18 protein-coding genes, 1 tRNA gene and 1 other RNA gene are annotated in these 20129 nt (G+C 73.9%); 16 read left to right on the top strand and 4 right to left on the bottom strand.

The features are described 5' to 3' along the window. The first annotated feature begins 32 nt into the window (after positions 1–32). From rpmB to rpsN, 3 genes are read left to right on the top strand one after another with little or no spacing between them, the layout of a single operon-like run. Positions 33–269 (top strand): 50S ribosomal protein L28, encoded by a 237-nt coding sequence (gene rpmB, locus RB608_RS14430; protein WP_308088674.1) that lies wholly within the window; start codon positions 33–35, stop codon positions 267–269. Position 270: 1 nt separating this feature from the next. Further along, positions 271–450 (top strand): 50S ribosomal protein L33, encoded by a 180-nt coding sequence (rpmG, locus tag RB608_RS14425; RefSeq protein WP_308088673.1) that lies wholly within the window; start codon positions 271–273, stop codon positions 448–450. A 2-nt stretch (positions 451–452) separates the two neighbouring features. Then, positions 453–758 carry a 30S ribosomal protein S14 gene (rpsN, locus tag RB608_RS14420; RefSeq protein ID WP_308088672.1) on the top strand — a complete coding sequence of 102 codons (306 nt, stop codon included), beginning with the start codon at positions 453–455 and terminating at the stop codon, positions 756–758. Here the strand turns inward: rpsN and RB608_RS14415 are convergent. Further along, complete coding sequence (locus RB608_RS14415) at positions 739–1785, bottom strand: GTP-binding protein (protein WP_308088671.1); 1047 nt, start codon at positions 1783–1785, stop codon at positions 739–741. The two genes, rpsN and RB608_RS14415, sit on opposite strands and share 20 nt — an antisense overlap. A 59-nt stretch (positions 1786–1844) precedes the next feature. On the opposite strand from RB608_RS14415, the gene RB608_RS14410 reads away from it, so the two are divergent. Next, on the top strand, positions 1845–3119 hold the full coding sequence (locus RB608_RS14410) for a YibE/F family protein (RefSeq protein WP_308088670.1): 1275 nt from the start codon (positions 1845–1847) through the stop codon (positions 3117–3119). 26 nt (positions 3120–3145) lie between these two features. Here RB608_RS14410 and eccCa read toward each other — a convergent pair whose 3' ends face one another. After that, positions 3146–7321 (bottom strand): type VII secretion protein EccCa, encoded by a 4176-nt coding sequence (gene eccCa / locus RB608_RS14405; protein WP_308088669.1) that lies wholly within the window; start codon positions 7319–7321, stop codon positions 3146–3148. 181 nt (positions 7322–7502) lie between these two features. On the opposite strand from eccCa, the gene RB608_RS14400 reads away from it, so the two are divergent. The 6 genes from RB608_RS14400 to RB608_RS14375 all read left to right on the top strand — a co-directional run bounded on the left by RB608_RS14400 (position 7503) and on the right by RB608_RS14375 (position 14063). Continuing rightward, complete coding sequence (locus RB608_RS14400) at positions 7503–8897, top strand: hypothetical protein (RefSeq protein WP_308088668.1); 1395 nt, start codon at positions 7503–7505, stop codon at positions 8895–8897. Between the two features lie 133 nt (positions 8898–9030). Then, entirely contained in the window at positions 9031–9348 is a 318-nt protein-coding gene (locus RB608_RS14395; protein ID WP_282401536.1) for a WXG100 family type VII secretion target, read from the top strand. Between the two features lie 46 nt (positions 9349–9394). Further along, on the top strand, positions 9395–9709 hold the full coding sequence (locus RB608_RS14390; RefSeq protein ID WP_308088666.1) for a WXG100 family type VII secretion target: 315 nt from the start codon (positions 9395–9397) through the stop codon (positions 9707–9709). A gap of 293 nt (positions 9710–10002) precedes the next feature. Next, positions 10003–11385, top strand: coding sequence for a type VII secretion integral membrane protein EccD (gene eccD / locus RB608_RS14385; RefSeq protein WP_308088665.1), 1383 nt, complete (start codon positions 10003–10005; stop codon positions 11383–11385). 6 nt (positions 11386–11391) lie between these two features. Further along, positions 11392–12801, top strand: a complete 1410-nt coding sequence (gene eccB / locus RB608_RS14380) for a type VII secretion protein EccB (protein ID WP_308088663.1) — start codon at positions 11392–11394, stop codon at positions 12799–12801. Beyond that, positions 12789–14063, top strand: coding sequence for a S8 family serine peptidase (locus RB608_RS14375; RefSeq protein ID WP_308088662.1), 1275 nt, complete (start codon positions 12789–12791; stop codon positions 14061–14063). The genes eccB and RB608_RS14375 overlap by 13 nt, the downstream gene beginning before the upstream one ends. 211 nt (positions 14064–14274) lie before the next feature. Here RB608_RS14375 and RB608_RS14370 read toward each other — a convergent pair. Next, a tRNA-Ser gene (locus RB608_RS14370) sits at positions 14275–14359 on the bottom strand. A gap of 82 nt (positions 14360–14441) precedes the next feature. Here RB608_RS14370 and RB608_RS14365 point away from each other — a divergent pair. Next, a complete protein-coding gene (locus RB608_RS14365; RefSeq protein WP_308088661.1) occupies positions 14442–14663 on the top strand; it encodes a hypothetical protein in 222 nt (73 codons plus the stop codon). A gap of 66 nt (positions 14664–14729) precedes the next feature. After that, an RNA gene (ffs, locus tag RB608_RS14360) (signal recognition particle sRNA small type) lies at positions 14730–14820 on the top strand. 10 nt (positions 14821–14830) lie between these two features. On the opposite strand, the gene RB608_RS14355 is transcribed toward ffs, so the two are convergent. Next, positions 14831–15898 carry a methyltransferase domain-containing protein gene (locus tag RB608_RS14355; protein ID WP_308088659.1) on the bottom strand — a complete coding sequence of 356 codons (1068 nt, stop codon included), beginning with the start codon at positions 15896–15898 and terminating at the stop codon, positions 14831–14833. 110 nt (positions 15899–16008) lie between these two features. Here RB608_RS14355 and RB608_RS14350 point away from each other — a divergent pair, with 110 nt between their 5' ends. The 4 genes from RB608_RS14350 (at position 16009) to RB608_RS14335 (ending at position 20066) form a co-directional block, all read left to right on the top strand. Beyond that, positions 16009–18318 carry a DNA polymerase III subunit gamma and tau gene (locus RB608_RS14350; RefSeq protein WP_308088657.1) on the top strand — a complete coding sequence of 770 codons (2310 nt, stop codon included), beginning with the start codon at positions 16009–16011 and terminating at the stop codon, positions 18316–18318. Between the two features lie 72 nt (positions 18319–18390). After that, the gene (locus RB608_RS14345; RefSeq protein WP_308088655.1) at positions 18391–18795 is read left to right on the top strand and encodes a YbaB/EbfC family nucleoid-associated protein; all 405 of its coding nucleotides are present in this window, start codon (positions 18391–18393) and stop codon (positions 18793–18795) included. A 15-nt stretch (positions 18796–18810) separates the two neighbouring features. Then, positions 18811–19407 carry a recombination mediator RecR gene (gene recR, locus RB608_RS14340; protein ID WP_308088654.1) on the top strand — a complete coding sequence of 199 codons (597 nt, stop codon included), beginning with the start codon at positions 18811–18813 and terminating at the stop codon, positions 19405–19407. Between the two features lie 8 nt (positions 19408–19415). Beyond that, positions 19416–20066: a DUF5063 domain-containing protein gene (locus RB608_RS14335; RefSeq protein ID WP_308088653.1), complete on the top strand. Its 651-nt coding sequence runs from the start codon at positions 19416–19418 to the stop codon at positions 20064–20066. The last annotated feature ends 63 nt before the right edge of the window (positions 20067–20129 follow it).

Here is a 20129-nt window from a genome sequence, read left to right as displayed (position 1 = left end):
CATGACACATGCTCCGAGAGAAGGAGAAGACGATGTCCCAGGTGTGCCAGGTCACCGGCGCGCGACCGGCCTTCGGTAACAACGTCTCGCACTCGCACCGGCGTACCCGACGCCGTTTCGACGTCAACATCCAGCGCAAGCGCTACTGGGTGCCGTCCCTCGGACGGAAGGTGACGCTGCGGGTCTCCGCCCGCGGGGTCAAGACCATCGACCAGCGGGGGATCGAGTCCGTCGTGGCCGAGCTCCGCGCCCGAGGGGAGAGGCTCTGACATGGCTGGATCGAAGGGCCGAGGATCCGAGGTCCGCCCGATCGTCAAGCTCCGCTCGAGCGGCGGCACCGGCTATACCTACGTCACGAGGAAGAACCGGCGCAACGACCCCGACCGCCTGACGCTGCGCAAGTACGACCCGGTCCTGCGCCGCCACGTCGACTTCCGTGAGGAGCGCTGAGGATGGCCAAGCAGAGCAAGATCGCGGCCGAGGCCAAGCGTCGGGCCACCGTCGAGCGGTACGCCGGGCGCCGGGCCGCCCTCAAGGAGCGGGTCCGTCGTGCCGAGCCCGGCTCGGCCGAGCTGGCCGCGGCGGTCCGGGCCCTGGCCCGACTGCCGCGGGACGCCTCGCCGGTCCGGTTGCGCAACCGCGACCAGGTCGACGGCCGCCCGCGCGGCTACCTGCGCAAGGCCGGACTGTCCCGGATCCGGTTCCGCGAGCTCGCCCACCGTGGCGAGCTGCCGGGGATCACGACGTCGAGCTGGTGAGCCGCCGGAGTCGCTCGAGGCGCCGCCGGCCGTCGCCGCCGGGCTGCCCGGCCGTCGACGCGAGCGCGTCCTCGAGCCGGGCCCGCGCGGCGCCGGCGTCCAGGCCGATCCCGATCGCGACCAGCTCGCTGACGTCTGGGGCGGGGCGCAGGGTGGCGACGTGGACCTGGCTGCCGACCACGTGGACGACGTACCCCCTGCGGTGCCGGCCGGCGTCGACCGCGATCGTCCCCTTGATCCGGTAGGCGCCGACGGGTGGGTCGAGGAGCAGATCGACGATCCGCCCGGCGTCCACCGCGCCGTCCCTGCGCGCGGATGCCGAGGCGGCGTGGACATGGTCGTGCGTGTCCCCGTCCGCGTCCTGCGTGGCCCGCTCGGCGCGGAGCAGGGCCGCGAGCGGGAGCTGGTCCGGCGGGTCCTCGGCCAACGCCACGTCGTGGAGGAGCGCGGGATCGATCCGGCCGCGGGAGGTGCGCACGACCTGTGCGGCCGGGTTGACCTCGCGCACCCGGTCCTCGATCGCCGTGAGCGTGGCGTCCCTGGTCGCCGGTGGCAGCAGATCCACCTTGTTGAGCACGACGAGCGTCGCGACCGAGAACCGTGCGGGCGGCATGCCGCCGTCGTCGACCGTCGTGAAGTACTCGACCGCGTCGACCACGTCGACCACTCCGCCGGGGCGGATCCGTGGTGCGGCGCTGGCGTGGACGAGCTGCGCCAGCGCCCCCGGCTCGGCCAGCCCACTCGCCTCGATCACGATGGCGTCGAGCGCGAGCCGGGGATGGGCGAGCCGCTCCAGGGCGGCGTCCAGTCCCGACACGTCCTCGAGGCAGCACAGGCAGCCGCCGGCGATCGACACCGGCTCGTCGACCTGCCCGGTGACCAGGGCGGCGTCGATGTTGATCGCGCCGAAGTCGTTGACGATCACGCCGATCCGTGCGCCGGGCCGGCGCAGCAGCCGGTTGAGCAGGGTCGTCTTGCCCGCGCCGAGGTGTCCGGTGAGGACGGTCACGGGCACGTGCGGGCTCACGGCCCCAGCCTAGTTGACAACGATTCTCATATCAGGGCCGGTCGTGGCAGGGTATCCGCGTGAGCAGCCACCGGGGCCGGGGACACGGACATGGGCACGGCCACTCCCACCGGGCGGACCGCGGTCCCGAGGACCAGATCCAGGTCGGTACGACGGCCCGGGCCGTCCTGCTCGCGGCGCTGGCCCTCGCCCTGATCGGCACGGTGGCCGGCCTCGCGATCTGGTGGCCGCCGGGCGACGCCGCGGCCCGCAGCGCCGAGAACGGCGGTGCCGCGGCCCAGTTCGCCGCTCCCGGCGTGACCTTCCCGTCCGGTGAGGTGGTCGCCGTGGCCGAGCGATGCACGGGCCGGACCGGGCTCCCCGACGGCTCCGGCTGCAGCACCGTGACCGTCCTGGTCGACGGCGAGGACGAGCCGGTCCGTCTCGACGTGCCCCCCGAGGTCGTCGAGTCCGGGCTCGCGAAGGGCGACCGCGTCGAGCTGCTGCGCACGCCGGCCCCCGAGGAGGCGCCGGACCAGGGCGCGTCGTACTCCTATTTCGCCACCGAGCGCTACGGAACGCTGGTCTGGCTCAGCGTGCTCTTCGTCGCGGTGGTGCTCGCGGTCGCCCGCTGGCGCGGGCTCCTCGGCCTGATCGGGCTGGCGTTCGGCGGGCTCGTCGTGTGGTGGTGGATGCTGCCGGCGCTGCTGGCCGGTGCCTCGGGCGTCGGGGTGGCGCTGACCAGCGCGACCGCGATCATGTTCGTCGTCCTCTACACGACGCACGGCTTCTCGCTGCGCACGAGCACCGCCCTGGCCGGGACCCTGCTCGGCATCGTGCTGACCGCCGGCATCGGCGTCGTCGCGATCGGCGACGCCCGGCTGACGGGCATCAGCGACGAGACCGGAGCGATCCTGGCCTCCTTCGGAGCACTCGACTTCCAGGCGCTGCTGGGCTGCGCGCTCGTCATCGCCGGGCTCGGCGTCCTCAACGACGTCACCATCACCCAGGCCTCGGCTGTCTGGGAGCTGCGTGCCGCCAGCCCGCAGGCGTCGCGCACGGCGGTCTTCACCAGTGCCATGCGGATCGGCCGCGACCACATCGCCTCGACGATCTACACCATCGTCTTCGCCTACGTCGGCACGGCGCTCATCCTGCTGATGCTGCTGCGCGTCTACGACCGCCCGCTGATCGACCTGATCTCGACCGAGCAGCTCGCCGAGGAGGTGATCCGCACGCTGGTCACCTCGATCGGCCTGGTCCTCGCGGTCCCGGTCACCACCGCGATCGCCGCGCTCATCGCCGCGCCCCGGTCGTCTGACGAGCCTGAGCCTGCTGCAGGAGTCGCCGCTTAAGTGGTGATTCCTGCAGCTGCCCGCGCTCACAGTGACGGATCGGTCCAGGCCAGCTGCACGACCTCGGCCCCGCGGTCGCGGGTGAGCATCTTGCCGCGGCCCGGCTGGGCCGGTCCCGGCCGCAGGTTGCCGATCAGTGCGCCCTCGTCCCGGCTGCCGGAGAGCAGCACGCCCGGCATCGCCAGGTCCCGCATGGTCTGGATGACCGGCTCGTAGAGCGCCCGCGACGCACCGCCGGAGCGGCGGGCGACGGCGATGTGCAGGCCGACGTCGCGGGCCTGGGCCATCAACGGCTGCAGGAGGGCGACCGGCGAGCTCTGCTGGGTCGCGACCAGGTCGTAGTCGTCGACCACGACGAAGACCTCCGCCCCGGTCCACCACGACCGGTTGCGCAGCTGCTCGGGGGTGACGTCCGGGCCCGGGATCCGGTTCTGGAGGTACGTCGCCAGGTCGTTGAGCGCCGGCTGCGCCTGGGTCGCGGAGGTGAGGTAGTTGAGGAGGTACTCCTCGGGGACCTCACCCAGCAGCGAGCGGCGATAGTCGACGAGCACGATCTGGGCCTCGGCCGGGGTCCGGGTGCGCATGATCTCCTGGCAGTAGGTGCGCAGCAGGTTGCTCTTGCCCGACTTGCCGTCGCCGAAGAGCAGCAGGTGCGGCTCGGCGTCGACGTCGAGAGCGACCGGGGCCAGCTCCTTCTCGTTGATGGCGAGGAGCAGCTGCCGCTGCGGCGGCGTACCGGCCTGGGCGCGCACCTCGTCCAGGGTGATCCGGTCGGGCAGCAGGCGCAGCTTCGGGCCGGCCGGGCCGCGCCAGGCGGCGGTCACCGCCGCGATCAGAGCGTCGACGCCGTCGCCGAGGGTCTCGGCCGTCCCGTTGCCGTCGGTGCGGGGGAGCGCACCGAGGAAGTGGAGCTTGCCGGGCACCAGGCCGCGGCCGGGCCGGTTGCCCGGCACCAGCGCCGCGACCTTGCGGTCGATCTCGGAGTCGATCGGGTCGCCGAGGCGGAGCTCGAGCCGGGTGCCGAGCAGATCGCGCATGGCGGCGCGGAAGTCGGGCCAGCGGGTCGAGGCGGTGACGATGTGCAGGCCGAAGGTGAGGCCGCGTCCGGCGAGCTGCTGGATCTCCAGCTCCAGGTCGTCGAAGTCGGAGCGCAGCGTGCCCCAGCCGTCGATGACGAGGAAGACGTCGCCGTACCCGTCGTCGGCCCGGCCCTGGGCGCGGCGGCTGCGGTAGGTCTCGATCGAGTCGATGCCCTGGCTGCGGAAGTAGCGCTCACGACGGTCGACGATGCCGCGCACCTCGGCGACGATCCGGCGGACCACCTCCGGCTCGGAGCGGGTGCCGACGCCGGCCACGTGGGGGAGCGCGGTCATCGGCGCGAAGGTCCCGCCGCCGAAGTCGAGCACGTAGAACTGGGACTCCAGCGGGGTCGTGGTGAGCGACAGGCTGGTCACGACCGTGCGCAGCAGCGTGCTCTTGCCGCTGCGCGGCCCGCCGACGACCGCGACGTGACCGGCCGCGCCGCTCAGGCTGATCGTGAGCGTGTCGCGTCGCTGCTCGCGCGGGCGGTCGACCGTGCCGAGCGGCACGGTCAGGCCGCCCATGCCGCGCCACTGCAGCGAGACCAGGCCCAGTTCCGGATGCGGTGCCAGGTCGGGCATCAGCTGGTCGAGGGTGTCGGGCCGGTCCAGCGGCGGCAGCCACACCTGGTGCGCGGCCGGGCCGAGCCCGTCCATCCGGGTGACCGCGATGTCCAACAGCGACGCACTGCCTTCGACGACCGGTGCGGCGGGGACCCCTGACTGGTCGGCGTCCTCGCGCTCCGGCTCGTCGAAGGTCTGCACCTCGGAGATCGTGAACGGCAGGATGCCGCGCACCTTGCCGCCGCTGTCGCGCACGACCCGGCGCCGACCGGCCTCGGGCGGACCGGACACGTACGCCGCCTTGAACCGCGTCATCGTCGTCGGGTCCGGTTTCAGGTAGCCCAGGCCCGGCACCGCCGGCAGCTCGTAGGCATCCGGTACGCCGAGCACGGCGCGCGACTCCTGGGCGCTGAAGGTACGCAGTCCGATCCGGTACGACAGGTGCGACTCGAGTCCTCGCAGCCGGCCCTCCTCCAGGCGCTGCGAGGCGAGCAGCAGGTGCAGGCCGAGCGAGCGGCCGAGGCGGCCGATCGCGACGAAGAGGTCGATGAACTCGGGCTTGGCCGAGAGCATCTCCGAGAACTCGTCGACCACGAGGAAGAGCGAGGGCAGGGGCGTGAGCGCGGCGGCGGCCGGATCGCCCGACGTCCGGGCCTTCTCGTAGTCGCGGATCGAGGCGAAGTTGCCGGCCTCGCGCAGCAGCTCCTGGCGGCGCACCATCTCGCCCGACAGCGCGTCCTGCATGCGGTCGACGAGGGTGAGCTCCTGGGCCAGGTTGGTGATCACCGCCGAGACGTGCGGCATCTCGGCCATGCCGGCGAAGGTCGCGCCGCCCTTGAAGTCGACGAGCACCATGTTGAGCTGCTCGGGGGAGTGGGTCATCGCCAGGCCCAGGACCAGGGTGCGCAGGAACTCCGACTTGCCCGAGCCGGTCGCGCCGATCACCAGGCCGTGGGGACCCATGCCCTGCTGGGCGGACTCCTTGATGTCGAGGTGGATCGGTCCGGCCGTGTCGCCGACGCCGATCGGCACCCGCAGCCGGTCGCGAGCGGGCCGCGCCCGCCAGGCGGTGCCGGGGTCGAAGGTGTGGACGTCGCCGAGGCCGAGCAGGTCCATGAAGTCGGTGGGGCCGGTGAGGTCGGCCGCCGCCTCCTCGCCGACCGCGGCGCCCGCGGACGGGGTGAACAACGGCGTCAGCCGCCGGGCGAGGGCCTCGGCGGTGGCGGCGCCGCACTGGTCCGCCCTCGCGCGCACCGGCTCGGTCCGCAGGCGTACGGCGACCAGGGGCACCGTCTCCGCGTGCTCGGCCGCGGCCGAGCGGGCGTCGTCCTCGATCTCGAGGCGCAGCGCCGTCGGGCTGTCCAGCTCGCCCCAGCGGGCGGGAAGGTCGATCACGGTGACGCCGTGCAGGCCGTCGGAGGGGACCAGGTGGTTGCCCGGCGGCAGCTCGGCACCGTCCGTGACGAGGATGATGTGGGGGATCGCGGGCCGCTCGTCGGCGCCGAAGCGGGGGCGCTCGCTCAGGTCCGGCGGCAGCATCGTGGCGAGGTCGCTGAGCGAGGTCGTGACCATCCGGGCCGGCCCCACCGCGTCGTTCTGGTGCTGGCTGTGGGCGTGCGGCAGCCACTTCACCCAGTCCCAGTGGGCCAGCGTCGCCTCGTCGGCGAGGACCGCGACCTGCAGGTTCTCCGGCGACTGGAAGGTCGCCGCCGAGCAGAGCAGCGCCCGGGCCAGGGAGCGGGCCTCCTCCTCGTCGCCGCAGACCTCGATCCGGTCGAACGCCCGCAGGTCGATGGACGCGGGCAGGTCCGGCTGCAGCCGGTGGACGACGAGCAGGCGGTGCAGCGCCGACGCCGACGCCGGGTCGACCTCGTCGATGGGAGCGCTCTCCGGCGGCAGCAGCTCGAGGGCGAGAGGCTGCGCGCACACGCCGTACCTGACCTGGAGGAAGGCGGGGTCGGACGACGACCGCTCCCACACGCGGGTCCGGTCCTCCGCGAGCGACGGCAACGACGTCGGCGCCGGGTGCATCCAGGTCAGCGCCCGGCGTTGCTGGTCGGCTGCGTCGCGAGCGACCTTGCGGACCGTCGCGAGATAGCGGAGGTACTCCGTGCGCGACCCGGTGACCTGCTGCTGGCGCTGCTTCCGCTGCCGGTCGATCTGGACGACGATGAAGCCGAGCGTCGCGAAGAGGAACATGCCGGCGGCGATGAACCGCAGCGCCTGGTTTCCGCCCGCGCCGCCGAGACCGGCGACGAGGACGATCGAGCCGAGGCTGCCGAGCATCGGGATGGCGTTCATCGCCACGCCCGCCGCGCCCTCGCTCGGCTGGAGCTGCGGCGGCGGCTGCAGCTGGAGCTGGCCACTGGGCAGCTCGGGCCGCTCGCCGCGGTTGCCGCGCTGGGTCAGGCTGCCGGGTGCGGCGGCCGGCGCGACGCGGCGGCCCGGGGGACCACCCGGCGCTCCGGGCGGCAGGGCGCCCGGCAGACCGCCCTGCGGGCCGCCCGGCGTACCCCGGTGCATGCCCGGCCCGCCACCTGGAGTGATCCCCACCGTCACGCTGTCGCCCCCTGTCGTCCCCTGTGGCCCGGCCCGTTCATGCGACCGCACCGATGATAGGAGACGAGGGAGTTGGGGTAAGGAGCATCGGAACGCACGGGTAGGAGGACTACCCTGCGAGCCGGGCCGTGAACCTCGGTCCGGCACGACACCGATCTCGGGAGGCGCAGGTGGTCATCCGGTGAGTGGGACCCGTAGCCCGGCACCCGGCACGGTCACCGCGGTGAGCGTGCACGGACCCCGGGGCGTGCTCGACCTGACCGTGCCGGTCGACGCGACCCTCGAGGACGTCTCCCGGGCCTACTCCGCCGAGGCCGGCCTGCCGGTCGTGCTGCCGTTGGTCACCCGCTCGGGCGTGCCGCTCCAGCCGAGCGCCGTCGTCGGCGCGGCGGGACTGGTCGCCGGCTCCGTCGTCGTCGCGGTCGATCCCTCCTCGCGGCCCGCGCCGCCGCGCAGCAGGTTCCGCTCGGGCGACGCGGGCGAGGCGACGCTCGCCGCCGGGCCGGCCTCGGCGCTCTGGCTCGCGCTCGCGGTCGGTGTCGCCGTCGTCGGCGGGTGGTGCGCGGCCGGGACACCCGCCGAGGACCGCTGGCCGGTCGTGGCGGTGCTCTTCGCGGCGGCGGCGGTGGGCTGCCTGCCGGTCGGCGTCCTGCGCTCCCAGCGGGCGCTCGCGGCTCCGGCCTACGCCGCCGCGGCGGGCCTGGCACTCGCCTGGGACCCGCTGCCCGAACGACTGCCGACGGTCGCCGGCATCGCCGCCCTCTGCGCCGCGGTCACCGCGGGCGTCGGCCGCGCGCTCGCTGCTCCCGACGACCCCGCGGTCGACGGGCTCCGAGTCTGGATCGTGGTCGGCTCCGGCTGGTTCGCCGTCGCCGGGCTCGGTGCCCTGACCGGGGTGGCGCCCCAGGCTGTGTGGGCGGTGCTCTTCCTGGCCGCCGTGCTGGCCGCCCGGTTCGTGCCGGAGCTGGCGGTCGACGTACCCGACCAGTATCTCCTCGACCTCGAACGCCTCGCCGTCACCGCCTGGTCGGCCCGCGAGCGTCCCACCGGGCGCCGCGGCCGGATCGTCGTGCCCGAGCAGGCGGTCCAGTCCGTCGCGGCCCGCGGCGCCCGGGTCGTGACGGCCGCTGCGACGGCGGTCCTGGTCGTCGTGGTGGTCACGACCCCCCTGCTGCTCACCACCGCGCGCCTGCCCCTGGACAGCACCGGCGCCCGCTGCCTGATCGGTTTCGGCGGCGCGGCGCTGCTGTTCGCCGCCCGCAGCTATCGCCATGCCGTCGCGAGCCGGCTGCTGCGCCTCGCCGGCGTGGTCGCGCTCGCCGCCCTGGCCGTCGTCCTGCTCGGCCTCGCCCCGGGGGCCGGGAGCCCGGTCGTCGCGCCGGGGGTGGTCACCGCGGTCGCCGTCGCCCTCGCCGGGATCCTGGTGGCGGCGGCGGTCCTCGTGGGCCGCGGCTGGCGGTCCGCGTGGTGGTCGCGGCGCGCCGAGATCGGCGAGGCGGTCTGCGGCGCCTTCGCCGTGGGCTCCCTCGTCGTCGCCGTCGGCTTCTTCCGTCACCTGTGGGAAGTCACGGGTTGAGGTTTAGCCGTGCGCCGGCGCTGGGTAGCACCTCACGCGTCGGCTCTTGGGCAGCGCTCGGGGAGCCAGATCGAGGAAACCGAATTGCACGGGGCGGGTCCCACCGCCCGCCAACCAGCACCAAGGAGCAGACATGGCAGTCGAGTTCGGACACGCAGAGGGCGCCCTCGGGAAGGTCGCCGATCTGGTCATCACCGCCAAGCAGGACCTCGGCAAGCAGGCCCAGACGATGGAGGGTCAGCTCGAGAGCATGCGCCAGGAGTGGGTCGGCACCGCCGGTCTCTCCTTCGACAACCTCAAGAACGCGTGGCTCGAGAAGCACAAGGTCGTCACCACGGCCCTCGACCGCTTCCACGCGTCCCTGACCGAGACCGAGAAGGACAACGTCGCGGTCGACGAGCAGGCCGGCTCGGAGATGGTCAACCTCCTCAACCGCCTGGGCCAGCAGTAGTCCCCGCCCATCCACCCCACGACTCGACGAACTCCAGGAGACAACCATGACCGGACCTGACTTCGGCTCCCTCGACGGCCTGCGCGTCAAGCACGCCTCCCTCGAGGCCGCGGCCCAGAACATGTACGAGACCGCGAAGGCGATGAACGCCCGCCTCGACCAGCTCGAGAGCGACGCCCAGCCCTACGTGAGCACCTGGGCCCCCGACAGTGAGCAGCGGCTGAGCTACGACCAGGCCAAGTCGGCCTGGGACTGGGCGATGAAGGAGCTGCTCGACCTGCTGGACGGCGTCTCGAAGACGACCTACCAGTCCAACTCGGAGTACATCCAGGCCGACAAGCGCGGCGCCGGTCGATTCTGAGTTCTCTGGGCCGAGCGCGTCTCCGGCGACACGAAAGCCAAGCAAGTTCCCGGAGGTCGCCTCCCGCCGCGCTGCCGGCCGGAGCTCTCTGGGCCGAGCGCGTCTCCGGCGACACGAAAGCCAAGCAAGTTCCCGGAGGTCGCCTCCCGCCGCGCTGCCGGCCGGAGCTCTCTGGGCCGAGCGCACGACGAAGGGGCCGACCGTGTGGTCGGTCCCTTCGCTGCTGTGCGGACACCGTGCCGCAAGGTCGAGGCTAGGATCCGGAGCTCGGGCTCTCGGGAAGGATGGGGCAGATGACACAAGCGCCGCGGACGAGCGCCGCCGTCGCCTCCGGGTTGGTCCGGGTGACGGTGACGTCCGGCACCCGGCGGGTGGACCTGGTTCTCCCGGGGGCCATCCCGGTGGCCGAGCTGCTGCCTGAGCTGGCCCGCAGCGTCGGCCTGCTCGACCCCGCGACCGTCCACGGCGGCTACCGGGTCGGCACCGCCGACGGCCGCCGACTGACGCTCGACACCGGCCTGACCCTGCAGGGCATCGAGGACGGCGGCCTGCTGACCGTCACCGCCGGCGTCGACGACCCGGCGCCCCGGGTCTACGACGACGTCGTCGAGGCGATGACCGACGTCGTCGAGCACGACCTCGAGCCCTGGGCACCGGCCGCCGGGCGTCGTACGGCGCTCGTCGCGGCGGGGTTGTTCCTCGCGCTCGGCGCCGGCGCGCTGCTGATCCAGCGCGGCTCCGACATCGCCGCTGCGGCCACCGCGTTGGTCGCCGTCGCGCTGTGTGCGGGCGCGATCGTGCTCTCCCGGGCGCAGGGCGAGCACGAGGCCGGCGTCGGCGTGGCCTGGCTGGGTGCCGGGTACGCCGCGGCGGCGGGCATCATGTTCGCCCCGGACGGCGACACCTGGTTCGCCGACCCGCTCGCCGCCGCCGGTGCCGGCGCCCTGGTGGCGGGCGTCGTGTGCCTGATCGGCCTCGGGCCCGGCCGGACGCTGGCGTTCCCGCCGATCGTCGTGGGTGCGCTCGGGGTGGGCGTCGGCGTCTACGTCCGATCGTCGCCCGACGGCCTCGCGCCGGCGCCGCTGCTCACCACCGTGCTGGTGCTGGTCGTCCTGGCCGGCAGCATCTTCCCGTGGCTCGCCCTCGGCGCCACGACGACCCGCGTCGACCAGCTCTACTCGCCGGCCGACATCACCGCCGACCCCGACGACATCGAACGGGCCCGGGTCGCCGCGGACGCCCGGGTCGCCCACGAGATCCTGCTCGCCATCAGCGGCACCGTCGGCCTGCTCCTCGTGCTCGTGGCGCCGCTCGCCGTCAGCCTCGGCGTCACCGGCACCCTGCTCGCGGTCGACGCCTGCCTGATCGTCGTTCTCCGGACCCGGCAGTACCGCACCGGCAGCGAGGTCCTGCTCGGTCTGGCCTCGGGCGTCGCGGGCATCGTCGCGGTCGCGGTCGCGGTGCTCGCCTTCCACCCCGACTGGCGTCCGACCCTGGCCGTCGTCCTCGCCGTGGTGGGTGCGGTGCTGCTCGTCGCCACGCTCAGCCCCGCTGCCCCGTCCGTACGCCGGGGCCGGTTGGGCGACGTACTCGAGTCCGTCGCCCTCCTGACCCTGCTCCCCCTTCTCGTCGTCGCCACCGGTCTGTTCGACCAGGTGCGCGACTGGCTCGGATAGTCGCCTGTGGCCACCAAGAAGGACCTCGTCGAGGCCTATGCCTTCAGCCGCCGCCGGCTGGTCACCGCCTTCGTGTCCGGAGCGCCGGGCGGTCGTGAGGTCGAGCCCACCCGGCCCGGCCGGATGATCGTCGGCGGCGTCGCGCTCGCGATCCTCCTCGTGGCCGGCGCCGCCATCGCCGGTGCGCTGTCGGACCGGGCCGAGGTCGACTGGGACAAGCCGGGGCTGGTCGCCGACGACCGCGGCGCTCTCTACGTCATCCTCGACGAGGACCTGGCCTCCGGGCTGCCGCGGGTGCGGCCGGTCATCAACGTGACGTCTGCCCAGCTGATCCTGGGCGCCGGGGTCGAGGCCCGCAAGGTGCCCGACGAGGAGATCGCGGGGGAGCGGAAGGGGCCGCCCATCGGGATCCTCGACGCCCCGGCCACGGTGCCGGGAGCCGGCGATCTGGTCGAGAGCGGCTGGACGTCGTGCACCGGCAACGGGCTGGGCATGCAGACCGCGATCGAGGTCTCGCCCGACGTGACGCCGACGCCGACCACCGGCTTCGTGGTGAGGTCGGCCGCCGAGGACGCGGTCTACCTCATCGCCGAGGCCGACGTGCCGGGCCTGCCGCGCCGTGCGTACCGCTACGAGCTCACCACCGGCGACGATGGCCTCTACAGCGACCTGCGGATCTCGCCCAACGACCAGATCACGGTGCCGGACGCGTGGCTGGAGCTGTTCCCACCCGGCGCCTCGTTGGACGCCGAGGGCCTCGGCCTCGACGGCTGGGGCGAGCCGGCCCGGCTCCCGGGCTACGACGGCGCCCGCGTCGGCGACTGGCTGGAGCGCTCCGGCACGACGTACGCGTTCACGAAGGCCGGCTTCGTGGAGCTGTCGCCCTTCGAGGCGGCGGTGCTGCGCAACACCTCGCTCGGCAAGCGCGCGCCGCGGCCGGTGACCGAGGCGCCGGGCGCACCCTTCGACATCGTGCGCGGCGCCGCCGGCGCCGGCGAGCACTGGCCCGAACAGGTCCTCGCCGGCTCACTGCCCGCCACCGAGGAGGCCTGCGCCCAGCTGACGACCGCCGAGGGCGAGGAGCCGGCCGTCCGGCTCGTCTCGGCCCCCGCCGGGGCCGCCAGCGCCGAGGGCGTCGCCGCCGGCGACCGGGAGGTCACCGTCGCGTCCGGCCACGGCGCGGTGATCCGCTCGGCCGACTGGATCACCAGCACGGGCGGCACGATCCACCTGATCGACGACCGTGGCTACAGCTACCCCGTCGCCAGCACGGACGACCTCGCCCAGCTGGGCTACGGCAAGGTTCCGGGCCTGGTCGTGCCCGACGTGTGGAACAAGCTGTTCGAGGTCGGTCCCGAGCTCTCCCAGGACGCGGCGCTGTGCCCGCCGTCGAGGGACCGGTCGTGCGGCGCCTAGGACACGGCGTAGGAGGCCGCTCCTCCCGCTCCTCCCGCTCCGCCGCGGGCGGGCTCGCGAGCGTCGCCCTCGGGCTGACCCTGGTGGGGGCGGCTCCGGTGGGTGCGGCTCCGGAGGTGCACGTCGTCGCCGACGTGGAGGGGCCGCGCTGCCTGCAGGTCAGCGCGACCACGACCGATCAGCTCACGGTCAAGGGCGACAACGCGGCCAACCTGGCGCTGCACGTGAAGGAGGCGCAGGCGCTGGTGAAGAAGGCCGGCACGCAGCCGGGACAGGGCGTGCAGGTGGTCGTCGTGGACAGCGGCATCAACGGGTTCCGGGGGACGACGCCCGTCGACCTGCCGACCGGCCACGGCTTCGCCGTCGCGGGCATCATCGCCGGCCCCGACCAGGTCGAGCCGACCCGCGTCGACGTCGGGATCGCACCCGACGCCGACGTCGTCGACGCGCCGTTCTACGACACGCTCGAGCGCTCCCAGGAGGGGCAGCGGATCCCGATGGCCGCCGACCTGGCTCAGCGGCTCGGGGAGCTCGCCGCCGCCCGGGAGGGTGGCGCTCGTCCCCGCGCCGTGGTGGTCGTGCCCGCGCAGGTCCCGTACTCCGCCGAGCTCGAGGCGCAGGTCGACCGGCTGGTCGCCACCGGTGTGCTGCTCGTCGCCGCCTCCGGCGACCGCCCGTCGGGCGACGGGGCCTTCCCCGACGGCTACGAGGGCGAGGCCGCGAAGGGCGAGGACGCCGCCGACGTGATCTGGCCGGCGGCGCACCCGAAGGTGATCGCGGTCGGGGTGTCGACGCCCGGCAGCCGCGGGACCGTGCTCCGAAGCTCGGCCATCGACCTCGCCGCGCCCGGCTTCGGCGCGGTGTCCAAGGCGCTCAACGGCGGCTGGTGCGTCGTCGACGGCGCCTCCACCGCCTGGGCGGCCGCCCAGGTGGCCGGTGTCGCGGCCCTCGTGTGGTCCGCCCACCCCGACGAGGACGCCGCCCAGCTGCGGAACCGCCTGGAGCAGACCGCCAGCGGCAACGGCGGCCCGTCGAGCCCGATCACGGGGTACGGCGTCGTCCAGCCCGTCGAGGCGATCCAGCGCGACATCGCCGACATGCGAGCCGAGCGCACCCAGCAGGTCCGGCCCGCCAAGCCGCCCCGCGCCCAGGCGGACGTCCTCGCCGGCGCGCGGCACGACGCGATCTGGTGGGGGCTCGGCGGCGGTGCCGCGCTCGTCGTCCTCCTCCTGCTGCGCCCGCTTCTCGCCCGGCGCCGCTGAGCGCCGTGCCCGGACGGCGCGGCCGCACGATGTTGCAACACGCTGTCCGCCGGACTGGTCGCCGGTTCTCGGCACGACACGCCGTGCGAACCTCTGGTTCGCCGCTGACAGGTGCCCGGTAGTCGGGTGGGCGGCGTGTTACAGCGGTCCACGCCGCCCCCGAACGCAGCAGACGGCGCCGACGTGGGGTCGGCGCCGTCTGATTCTCCGGCGGAGGTAGGGGGATTCGAACCCCCGAGGGCGTTAACCCAACCCGCTTTCCAAGCGAGCGCCATAGGCCACTAGGCGATACCTCCGCGGAGGAGGTTACCGGCAGATGGACGGTGAGGTGGAATCGGGACTCGCCCGCTGACGGAGCGCGCGGCGTACCATCGGCCCATGACCGCGCGGGGTGACGAGCCGGAGCCCTGGGCTCCCGCCGAGCACCTGCCCACCGACGCGCAGCGGATGGGCCTCAACCGGTCCGTGCCCGACGGTGCCCTGCTCGAGTTCGCGGGCTCGCTGGACAGCGCGAAGCGCTCGCACCGCATGGTCGCGTGGGTGCTCCTGGTCGTGATGGTCGCGCCGGTCCTGCTGACCGTGCTCAACCTGCTGCGCTGAGGCCACGTCGGCTCGATGCGGCGGTCGATGTGAGCCGGGTGCACCCCATCCTCTAAAGTGGCCCGCAACCCCCCACGTGGCGGTATCTCACCCAACTCCCCCAGGGCCGGAAGGCAGCAAGGGTAAGTGAGCTCTATCGGGTACGTGGGGGGCCTTTGCTTTTCCCACTACGGCTTGTGGGCGACGTAGAAGTAGTTGAACGGGTCGGTCCGGACCTCGCGGGCCTCGACGTCGACCAGGCCGGCCTCCTCGAGCATCCGGACCGCGGTCTGTCGTCCCCAGACGGTGCCGAGCCCGGCGCCGCCGTGGGCGAGGGACACGGTCATGCAGTGCATCAGGCTCAGCGTGTAGAGGTAGGTCACCCAGGGCAGGCCCAGGTTGTTCTCGACCCCGGTCTCGGCCTTGATGTCGACCATCAGGAAGGTCCCGCCCGGACGCAGTGCGGCCGCGATGCCGGCGAGCACCCGGTCGGGGAACGCCTGGTCGTGGATCGCGTCGAAGGCCGTCACGACGTCGTACGCCGCCGCCTCACCCAGCTGCGCGACGTCACGGACCTCGAAGGACGCGTTGGTCAGGCCCCAGTCCGCGGCCTCGGCGCGCGCCGCGTCGATCGCCTCGGCGCCGAGGTCGTAGCCGACGAACCGGCTCGCGGGGTAGGCCCGGGCGAGCAGGTTGACCGCGTGCCCGGACCCACAGCCGATGTCGGCGAGCGCGGCGCCCTCGGTCAGCCGCTCGTGGAGCCCGGGGACGGTCGGCACCACGACGTCGAGCAGGCCCGCGTCGTGGACGGCCGCGGCGTCCGCGGCCATCAGCTCGTGGAACCGGGGGAAGCGGTCGTACCCCAGCCCGCCGCCGTGCCGGAACCGCTCCCGCAGCTCGGGCTCGACGCCGGCGAGCATGGTGAGCATCTTCATGCTGCGCGCGAGGTTCACCGGGCCGTCGGCGGGCGTCAGGCAGGCGGCGCGCTCGCGGGACAGCGCGTAGTGGCCGGTCGCGGCGTCGTACGTCGCCACGTCGCCGGCCACGATCCCGTCCAGCCACTCGCGCAGGTAGCGCTCGTCGACTCCGGCCGCCGTGGCCAGCGTCGCGGGATCCGCCGGCCCGGAGCGCGCCAGGACGTCGAGCAGTCCCAGCTCGTCGCCGATGCCGAGGAGCAGGCCCAGGGCGGCGTCCTCGCGCACCCGGACCATCCGCTTCTGGAACGCCCGTGCCGCGTCCCGGTCGATCGTCGTCATGGTGCTCGTCCTCTCGTTCCCGAGGGCATCACGATAGGCGGGACCGGCGGCGTCGCCGCGTCCGCCACGGGCGCCCGACCGTGTCGGGGCCAGCGACTAGGGTGGCTCACGTGGACTCCCCCCTCGCGCTCTACCGCCGCTACCGGCCCGAGACCTTCGCCGAGGTCATCGGGCAGGAGCACGTCACCGAGCCGCTGCGGGCCGCGCTGGCCGCCAACCGGGTCAATCATGCCTACCTCTTCTCCGGCCCTCGCGGCTGCGGCAAGACGACCAGCGCGCGGATCCTCGCGCGGGCGCTCAACTGCGAGAAGGCGCCGATCTCCGACCCGTGCGGCGAGTGCGAGAGCTGTCGCGACCTGGCCCGCAACGGGCCGGGCTCGATCGACGTGATCGAGATCGACGCGGCCTCCCACGGTGGTGTCGACGACGCGCGCGACCTGCGTGAGAAGGCCTTCTTCGCCCCGGTGCGGAGCCGCTACAAGGTCTACATCATCGACGAGGCCCACATGGTCACCACGCAGGGCTTCAACGCCCTGCTCAAGCTGGTCGAGGAGCCGCCGCCGCACCTGCGGTTCATCTTCGCCACGACCGAGCCGGAGAAGGTCATCCCGACCATTCGCTCGCGCACCCACCACTACCCGTTCCGGCTGATCCCGCCGCGGCTGCTGACGTCGTACCTCACCGAGCTGTGCGAGCGCGAGGGCGTCTCGATCGAGCCGGCGGCACTGCCGCTGGTCGTGCGGGCCGGCGCGGGCTCGGCGCGCGACACGCTCTCGGTGCTCGACCAGCTGCTCGGCGGGGCCGGGGTGCAGGGCGTGACCTACGACCTGGCCAGCGGTCTGCTCGGCTACACCCCCGACACCCTGCTCGACGACGTCGTCTCCGCTTTCGCCGCCGGCGACGGGTCGGCGGTCTTCGGCGTGGTCGACAAGGTGATCGAGACCGGGCAGGACCCGCGCCGGTTCACCGAGGACCTGCTGCGCCGGCTGCGCGACCTCGTCATCATCTCCGCGGTCCCCGACGCCGCTGCCTCCGGACTGCTCGACCTCTCCGGCGACCAGGCCGACCGTCTCGTCGCCCAGGCGGCCGCCTTCGGCCGCGCCGAGCTGACCCGGGCCGCCGACCTCGTCGCGGCCGGCCTCACCGACATGCGCGGCGCGACCGCGCCCCGGCTGCTGCTGGAGCTGATCTGCGCCCGGATCCTGCTCCCCGCCGCCGACCACACCACCGAGGGCGTGCTCGCCCGCCTCGACCGGCTCGAGCGTCGAGCCTCGATCAGCGGTACGACGACGGCCGAGTCCGCGCCCGCCGCCGCTCCGGCCGCGGTCCCCGCCCAGGACCGGCCCGTGCCGTCGCGGGCCGAGCGGGCCGCACCCGAGCGGGTCGAGGAGCCGACCGCCGCACCTGCCTCGGCACCGCCGGCCGCGCCGGTGTCGGCGCCCGCCACGCCCGTGTCGCCGCCCGTGTCGCCGCCCGTGTCGCCGCCCGTGTCGCCGCCCGTGTCGCCGCCCGTGTCGCCGCCGGCGTCGGCACCCGTCGCGGAGGCGGCCCCGGACCCGGGACCCGCCGCCGATCCGGCCCCGGCATCCGCCGCGGAGCCGGTGCGTGAGCCCGAGCCGATCCGGGCTCCGGAGCCGGAGCCGGAGCCTGTGCCGGAGTCCGAGCAGGCGGCCCCGGTCGCCGCCGCTCCCACGTCGTCCGCCGCTCGCACGCCGGCCGCCGCCCCGGCCGAGGAGGCTGGCGGTGGCAGCGGTCTGAGCCTGGTCGACATCCGACGGCTGTGGCCCTCGGTCATCGACCGGGTCAAGGGCGTCAAGCGGGTCACCTGGATCCACCTCACCCAGAACTCCCAGGTCGTGGGCTTCAACGGCAAGGTGCTCAGCCTCGGCTTCCAGACCGACGGGCCGCGCCGGTCGTTCGAGTCCGGCGGGCACGCCGAGATCGTCCAGCAGGCGGTCATCGACGAGATCGGTGCGGAGGTGCGGATCGAGGCGATCGTCGACCCCGCCGCCGACCCGGGGGCCCGCGCTCCCGAGCCGGCCTCCGCTGCGCCCGCCCCCGCTTCCCCGGCCGCGTCCGCTTCCCCGGCCCCCGCGTCCGGTGGCTGGCCGGAGGTCACCGCGCCGCCCTCCTCGGCGGCGCCCGCCGCGCCGTCGGCTCAGTCCGCACCCCCGGACGACCCGCCGCCGTGGGCCGTCGAGCCGCCACCGGCCGACGCCCCGCCGGAGGAGCCGGTCTCGAGGCGCTCGCGCGTGGCCGACATCCAGGCCCAGGCCGATGCCGCCGCGGAGGCTCCGGCGGAGGACCCCGACGCCGCGGTGGACTTCAACGACCGCGAGGTCGACGCCGAGTCGAGTGCCGAGCTCCTCACCCGGGAGCTGGGTGCCCAGATGATCGAGGAGATCCCCCGCGGCGGCTGAGTCGCCGACCGCGCCGCACCCGCACCACCCCGCCGGACCATCCCACCGGATCACAGAGAAGAGACCCGCTCCATGAGCCAGAACCCCTTCGACGCCCTCGGCGGCGCCGGCGGCCTCGACCTCGGCGCCCTGCTCCAGCAGGCCCAGCAGATGCAGGACCAGCTCCAGAGCGCCCAGCAGAGCCTGGCCGAGGCCACGGTGGACGGCACCGTCGCCGGCGGCGCCGTGACCGTCACGGTCACCGGTGCCGGCGAGCTGACCGCCGTCACGATCAGCCCCGACGCGCTCGACGGCACCGACGCGGAGGCGCTGGCCGACCTCGGTGACCTGGTGGTCGCCGCGTTCCGCGACGCGCGGGCCAAGGTCGACGAGCTCGCCGAGCAGATGCTCGGCCCGCTGGCCGGCGGCCTGCCCGACCTGGGCGGCCTCCCCGGCCTGGGCGGGCCGGGCCCGGCGTCCGGCCAGCTCGGCTTCTGAGCGGGGGCAGCACCCTTGTACGAAGGCGTCGTCCAGGACCTCATCGACGAGCTCGGGCGGTTGCCCGGGGTCGGTCCGAAGAGCGCCCAGCGGATCGCGTTCCACCTGCTGCAGGCCGACCCCGCCGACGTACGTCGCCTCGCCGAGGTCCTCATCGAGGTCAAGGACAAGGTCAAGTTCTGCTCGGTCTGCTTCAACGTCGCCGAGGACGACCAGTGCCGGATCTGTCGTGACCCGCGCCGGGACCCGGCGGTGCTGTGCGTCGTCGAGGAGTACAAGGACGTCGTGGCGATCGAGCGGACCCGCGAGTTCCGCGGCCGCTACCACGTCCTGGGCGGCGCGATCTCGCCGATCGACGGCATCGGTCCCGAGCAGCTCCACATCCGCGAGCTGCTCACCCGGCTCGGTGACGGCGCCGTCACCGAGGTGATCTTGGCGACCGACCCGAACCTCGAGGGCGAGGCCACCGCGACGTACCTCACGCGCATGCTGAGCCCTCTGGGGTTGCGCGTGACGCGTTTGGCCAGTGGACTTCCGGTGGGAGGAGACCTGGAGTACGCCGACGAGGTCACCTTGGGTCGGGCATTCGTGGGAAGGCAGACAGCGACATGAACGGGAACATGAGCGACGACAGCATCACCACCAGCGACCAGCTCCCCGGCCTCGCCGCGCTCGAGGCGCTGATCGCGGTCGAGACGGAGACCGTGCGGCTGGCCGACGAGATCGCCGCGTCGGTGCGATCGTTCCTCGACGGCCTGCGGGTCGTCGCGGCGCAGGCGAGCGGCGGCCAGGCGGTGTCCCTGCTGCTGCTCCAGATCAGCCAGATCGCGCTCACCGGCGCCCGGCTGGGGGTGCACCGCGACTTCGCGCCTCGCGACGAGTACCAGCCCGACGACGGCCCGGACCCCGACGACATCGACGAGCTCCGGCTCCAGCTGGCCGGGCTGCTGGGCAACCTGGACACCTACAGCTACGTCTTCGACCCCTACGACCCGGAGCTCGTCGAGGGCCTGCTCTCCGACGACCTCACCAGCATCGCCGCCGACCTCGCCGTCGGGGTCCGCCACTACGAGGCGGGCGACGTCGAGGAGGCGCTGTGGTGGTGGCAGTTCTCCTACGTGTCCTCGTGGGGCGCGCTCGCCGGCTCGGCGATGAAGGCGCTGCTCTCGGTGGTGGCCCACGACCGGCTCGACGTCGATCTGGACACCACCCAGGAGCTGGCCCTGGTCGAGGCGGCGGCCGCGGTGCTGGACAGCGCGGAAAAGGGCTAGCCCCCTCTCGTAGACTCGGGGGCGGCCCCGTCGTCGTGGCCCTGCCCTAGAAGTAGCACCGTC

This window comes from Nocardioides sp. LHD-245 (assembly GCF_030929495.1).
Taxonomy (GTDB): Bacteria; Actinomycetota; Actinomycetes; order Propionibacteriales; family Nocardioidaceae; genus Nocardioides.
Note: the sequence above shows the minus strand (reverse complement) of the source record. Positions and strands in the feature narration are given on the sequence as shown.